The following is a 6,183-nucleotide window of genomic DNA, read 5'->3' as shown; positions in this document are numbered from 1 at the left end:
CCCCCTCTGTGGCTGTCAATTTTCCATCCCTAGGACTATCTGAATAAACCCGCCCCACCCCCGATAATTAATGTGGTGCGTCAGAGCCATAAAATTGGCCGTTGACCCGATAGGTTATCTCTCTGACGCACCCTACGAACGATAATTGAGAATTGAGAAACCGGGTTTCTTGACCACGATAGGGGTGGTGCGTCAGATGAATAAAATTGGCGGTTGACCCGATAGGTTATCCCTCTGACGCACCCTACGAGGGTGATAATTATTAATTGGAATCGTCCAAAATCTCGATCGTCCCCCGGTAGCCATCAACCCGGACCCGTTGACCTGTTTTGAGGCGGGACATGGCTTGGGAGACATTCATCACCGCCGGAATGCCATATTCGCGGGCGACGATCGCCCCATGGGATAACTGACCCCCCACCTCAGAAATAATCGCCGCCGCCCCCATGAGTAAAGGAGCCCAACCCGCATCAGTATAGGGGACTACCACAATGGGCTTTTCGATGCCATTTTCCAAGCCTTCCGCCAAATTCCGACAAACCTGTACATAGCCTTCCACGGAGCCGACACTGGCGGGAATTCCCTGTAAAGCGCCTTCGAGGGGTTCTGGTAATGGTTCGGGTAGCAAATTCCCATAAACTACGGGAGGGACGGTGCGATCGCGATCGCATTCATACTGTTGTCGCCGCCGTTTGACCACTTCCCGCCATTGCGGATCAATTCCCGACTCTATCCAACTGCGAATTTCGGATAATTTCAAAAAGAAAATATCCCCCGGTTGCGTGAGAATTTCCGACTCTAAGGCGACGGCTTCAATTGCCAAAAAAGTCCAGCGCAAATGAGCCAATAATTTACCATAAACCTCGGCAATTTCACCCTTAATTACAGCTCGTTTATAACACCGATTGAGCCGCCATTTTTGCCAGACACTAAATCCGCCTACATTGCGATTAGTGCCGCTGGCGGGATTTTCCGCCATAGTGAATAACATCTGCCGAAATGTCTGGGGTTGTTCCCACCAAGTCGCGACGGAAATATCGGTTCCCACTTCACTTAAATATCCATACTCGCGCAACCATTGTTTAAACTGTTGTTGCAACTCAGGATTTTGAGAAAACTGGTCTGCTAATACCTGTAAATTTTCCCCTTCCGGGAGGTGATCGGCAATTTTCTGCAACTCTCGCATGGAAGCGACTTCGGGGGAATTAGCCACGGGTAGCCATTCCTCTGGGACTTGAAAAAGCGATCGCCGAATTGCCAAGCCAATGGGTCCCAAAATATTGTAATAAGTTGCTAATTTCAGGATTTCTTGAATCCGGTCAACCCGTTGGATCAACTGTGGTAAAGATAGGGAACTTGGTAGGCGAGTTTCATAATAACTATCAGCTTCTAATCGTTGTAAACCCGGATCGAAAATCTTGTCGCGATCGCGTTCAAATTCATGGACTAGCGCCAACTCTCTCTGTACCAATAACCATAAACCTGGTACAGAAGCCAACATAGTTTTTAGGGGTGGTTTACCCATATTTTCCCCCCGCAACAGAAACTCTAAACCCTGTTCTGGTAATCCCATCATCCTAAAAATTTCCCCCAACAGGGTGGCATTAAAATAGGCGTGGGAACCCAAGAGGGTCGCGGTTTCTTGAAAGTCTAGTTGACTGGCTTTTTTCCCTAAAACCAGGCTAAAAATTTCCCCCCATACTCCACAGGTCAAAGGCCGATTAATTGACCAAGTGAGGGGAGGAATTACCCCCGGAATTACCTCGGCGGCAATTTTCCGAGTCCAAATAGGTCGCAGGTTGGTAATGGGTCGAGTTTGCAATATCCAAATCTGTTCGCCATCCCAAACCCATTCTATATCTTGGGGTAAACCATGATAAAAGGCTTCGATCGCCTGTGCTTCTGCTACTAAATCCCCTAGTAGCGATCGCGATAATAAACCATCATCTCCCAGTTTATTTAAACTCTCATAAGTAGCCGTTTCTGTGGCGGTGTCTATTTCTAAATGTACGGGGGTATTTTGCCCAGAAACTACGACATCTCCTTCCCCGGCTAAGGCTTCTATGACCACCTGGGAACCTCCATCTAAGGGATTCCGGGTAAACATGACCCCAGATATCTGGGCGCTAATATAGGGTTGAATTAAAACGGCAATTCCGGTGTCATATAAATTCCTTTGGTGGCGATAGGCTTTGGCTTCCGCACTCCAGTAAGAGTCTCTACAACGGGCGATCGCTGACCGCAATTGTGCCTCAGATGTAATCAGACCAACGGTGGTATATTGTCCGGCGGCGGAACTGCTATCTCCATCTTCTCCCAAGGCGGAAGAACGCACAATTAACGGATAATGATAAGTTGGTGTTGGCAGTTGAAAATAGTCGATTTCGTCTTGATGTTGAGATTGGCTATCTCGGGCAATTTCCTGATTGCCCATAGTTGGTAAAACCCAGCCGGAAGGAACTTTAAACCCGGCTTGTTTTAGTTGACTAAGCCGGGTGGCTTTTTCACCACAGCTATCAAGATCTAGGGGGTCATTTAAGGATAATAATTGCTGTTTCATAAACAAGCCAAAATCATCACCTTGGCGCAGGTTAATTATAATCAACACCAAAGCTAAAGCGATCGCTGCTAGGAGTTCTGCTAATGATAAATCACGATGATCCGGGAGACTATGCCAAGCAGACAACCAGAGGGGACTACTTAAACAGGCGAAACGCATAGCCCGCAGTCGGGCGCGGGTAGGTTGACTCGGCCAAATAGTCAGGGCTAACCGCCACAGTAATAGACCGCTAATCCCTGCGGAGATAGCCACTGGGGGAGAATAAACTAAAACCCCCCAAGTGGCATTAGTGACACCGCCGCCTTTGGCGATCAGATATCGACCGACTACCAGGAAAACTAGGGAAATTAGGGCTAAGGGTTCCCATTCACTAGGAAATAGCGATCGGGCGACAATTACTGGGATAATACCTCGGAGCGCTTCAGCTACAGCCGCGAAAATGCCCGCGACCCTCCCGGCTTGGGTAAAAGCTGCCGCAACCCCGACGTTACCGCTACCCTGCTTGGCTAAGTCAATGCGAGTTAACCCTTTGACAATCCAACTGGTTAGGGGAAGTCCCCCTAACACAAAGCTACCGACCATCATCAATAATCCAAAAACCCAAGGTGGCATTGGGAATTTTTCCTCTACAGCGCGCAATGTATGTATTGCAGTGTAACCCCAAATGGAAGTGAAAAACTCCTAGCCTGCTCTATCAGGTAGGATAATCGTTAATACATTGGTGAAGTGAAAGGAAATATCTATCATGGAAAATACCCTTTGGATTCCGGTAGCTGTGTTGGTTGTGGGTTTTATTGCTGCTGTGAGTATTGGCTCGATCGCTTGGTACAATTCTAAACGACCCCCCGGTTGGGAAGGTAAGGATCGCCCCGATTTTATCCCTAAAGTTGGTAAGGATGATCCTAAATCCTAACCCACCTATCCGGTGGTAGTTGACTGCCTAGGGCTTAGACAATAGGCCCTAGGCTGGGGTTAGTGACCATCAACCCACGATTAACCCCTTTTTCCCTTGGGAAATTGGTTGATTTGCGCTGAACCGTAGAAAATTAGGGACTCATTCTGAATCCGCATCCGATCAACCCGTAGTTGTGTACCTTCTAGGGCAAACTTATCGAGATCAAGTAAATTGTTGACGTGATCAATCATGGCTTTACCTAGGTTGACAGCCTCTTGGTCCCCGTTATATTGGACGTTGACAAATTGGATATGCCGACGTTTTTGTACTTCGACCTGGGCGCAAAAATCTACACAGGTTAAACTCCGAGAGTCGCCAATCCTGATCTGAGACTGAAACCCCAGGGTATTATCTGGGTTGACCTGCATTTGGGTTTTCTGAAACTTTAGGGGTTCGCCCTGATACTGGAGACGTTGTAACTTCTCTACAATGAAGGGGGTATTAAAGGATTCTGTCAGATCCTCTTGGGTCAAAACTACTCGCATCACTGCCATTGTCGGTTGTCGCAGTTGGACTTGACCCGAAAAAATGGCGCTAAAGTCGATCGCCACTGCTTCTAGGTAGAGTTCCATCACTGCGATCCGCAGACCATTGTACATCAGCATTCCTTTGCCAATGAAGTCAAATCCATCTACGCTTCCCTGTAACAGCTTGGCCACGGGTTCGGCACGGACGTTAGCTTCTATGTGATCAGAACGTTTGAATAATGAGGCGATCGCTGCCCCGACAACTTTACTGACCAGGCGATCGCCACTTGGGGTCTGAATCGGACTGCTTCCAAACAAAGCCTGTACCATTCCCTTTGCTCGCTTGCTATCGCCCGCTATTATAACGGAATCTTAAGATATGTTAAATACTTTGTCGCGATCGTCTCCATAGATAACCCTTATATCCCACATAAGACAGGGTTTTTCAGTTTTGGGTTTGACAAAATCACACTGTACAGTCTATCCTGATGCTCCAGTAGCACTCAAACTGTAAAATCTAGCAAGTATCAGGGATTATGGATATATTATCAGTGGCGCTACTACTGGGGGCTATTGTGGCTTCCGATGAAATTTTAAACCGCAACTGGCAACTATCGCGCCGTTTACTGGAATGGATTGATAACTTAGGGAAACAGTCCCGCCAACCAGACAGAAACCCGCCTCGTTAAGGCGGCGATTTTCCCTCGACCCCCATACTCCGGCGTTTTCCTCGGCGGGATTATACCAGGCTTGGTCTATTTTGTCAAGTAATCAATCGGAATAATTGATCATCCCAAATCAAATCAGTTTTGGATTTGTTGAATGACCAATTGGCGGTTAATTTTACCTCGGTCATTGCGGGGTAATGTATCAACTGCTATCCAGTTTTTGGGATGTTTATAACGACTGAGGCGATCGCCTAAAGAATTGGCTAATATTTGAATAGATACCGGAGGGTCATGGGGAACATAAACCGCCGTGACCACTTCTCCCCAGTGGCGATCGCCAATTCCCACCACACAAACATCAGCCACCATTCCCGTGGCTAAAATAGCGGCTTCTACTTCCACCGGAAAAACATTTTCACCCCCAGTAATAATTTGATCTCCCTGTCTTCCCACCAGGGTTAAATATCCACATTCATCAAAATATCCCAAATCATCAGTAATCAACTGGCTGAGTCTAGGTTGATTTATCTGTGTGTCATGACCCCAACTGAGAGAATTAGCCTGAATTTTAATCAATCCAATTTCGGGAGATTTTACCGGTTGACCCTGTGGATCTACAATCATGACCTTAGCATGGGGAAGGACGCGACCGCTGCTATTGTTTCCGGCTAAAAAATCATCAGGTTTTAGGGTGACAACCCCGGAAGCTGTTTCGGTCATTCCATAGGTGGGAGAAAGTCTAATTTGGTGTCGTCTGGCTTGGTTGAGTAACTCTAACCAAGGGGGACTTCCCCCCAATAAAACGGTGGTAAATTTGGATAACCAATTAGCGGTTTGGGGATGGTGTAAAAGGCGGTGTAGTTGGGTGGGAACTAGGGAAATAAAAAAATCGGAAATATCTAGTTGGGGATAGTCACGATTTTCTAAATTTTTGCCAGACCAAATTACCAACTGTCCCCCAGTAATTAGCGATCGCACAAATTGCATTAACCCACTCACATGAAATAGGGGTAAAATACAGAAACTATTTATCTGGGATTGGTCAAAATACTGTTGAAATCCTATGGCGGAAGCGGTGAGGGTTTCCCAGGTGTGAACGGCAAATTTTATGGTTCCTGATGTACCACCTGTGGGAATTAATATCGACCCATCAGGAAAAGGCGATCGCCTCATATTTACGGGATTATTGACATGATCAATATTGGCAATCTTGGGAATCTTCCCAAATTGTAAATCCGTTTGACCTATGCGATTAAACACCTGTTCCCATTCCCCAATAGTCCAATTGGGATTAGCTAAAATCAGGGAACAGTTAGCCATAATACCCGCCCAAAAGGTGGCTAAAAATATGACCGGATCAGGTTCCGCCATTAAAATAGTCGCTGTTTTCCCATATTCTTGATGATAATTAATCAATTCGCCCAGAGTTTGCTGCACAATATCTAGAAATAAATCGCCGTTTTCAGCAATTAAAAAATTGTGAGGGTTAGGGATATTAAAATTCTGTGATTTAGGAGATATTTGATAATCCAT

Annotated in this window: 5 protein-coding genes; 2 read left to right on the top strand and 3 right to left on the bottom strand. The window is 46.4% G+C overall.

Features of this window, described 5'->3' with window-relative positions; all coding sequences use genetic code 11:
* Nucleotides 1-262: 262 nt before the first annotated feature.
* Entirely contained in the window at nt 263-3,172 is a 2,910-nt protein-coding gene (locus P5674_RS07630) for a glycerol-3-phosphate acyltransferase (protein ID WP_315669909.1), read from the bottom strand.
* A 133-nt stretch (nt 3,173-3,305) separates the two neighbouring features.
* Here P5674_RS07630 and psb35 point away from each other — a divergent pair, with 133 nt between their 5' ends.
* Entirely contained in the window at nt 3,306-3,473 is a 168-nt protein-coding gene (psb35, locus tag P5674_RS07625; RefSeq protein ID WP_006625228.1) for a photosystem II assembly protein Psb35, read from the top strand.
* A gap of 80 nt (nt 3,474-3,553) precedes the next feature.
* On the opposite strand, the gene P5674_RS07620 is transcribed toward psb35, so the two are convergent.
* Entirely contained in the window at nt 3,554-4,312 is a 759-nt protein-coding gene (locus P5674_RS07620) for an LmeA family phospholipid-binding protein (RefSeq protein ID WP_006625227.1), read from the bottom strand.
* Between the two features lie 206 nt (nt 4,313-4,518).
* Here P5674_RS07620 and P5674_RS07615 point away from each other — a divergent pair, with 206 nt between their 5' ends.
* A complete protein-coding gene (locus tag P5674_RS07615) occupies nt 4,519-4,671 on the top strand; it encodes a hypothetical protein (RefSeq protein WP_006625226.1) in 153 nt (50 codons plus the stop codon).
* 114 nt (nt 4,672-4,785) lie between these two features.
* On the opposite strand, the gene P5674_RS07610 is transcribed toward P5674_RS07615, so the two are convergent.
* Nucleotides 4,786-6,183: a 2-succinylbenzoate--CoA ligase gene (locus tag P5674_RS07610; RefSeq protein ID WP_006625225.1), complete on the bottom strand. Its 1,398-nt coding sequence runs from the start codon at nt 6,181-6,183 to the stop codon at nt 4,786-4,788.

The organism is Limnospira sp. PMC 289.06, assembly GCF_032350395.1.
Classification (GTDB): domain Bacteria; phylum Cyanobacteriota; class Cyanobacteriia; order Cyanobacteriales; family Microcoleaceae; genus Limnospira; species Limnospira platensis.
This window is presented reverse-complemented; position numbering and strand designations above follow the sequence as displayed.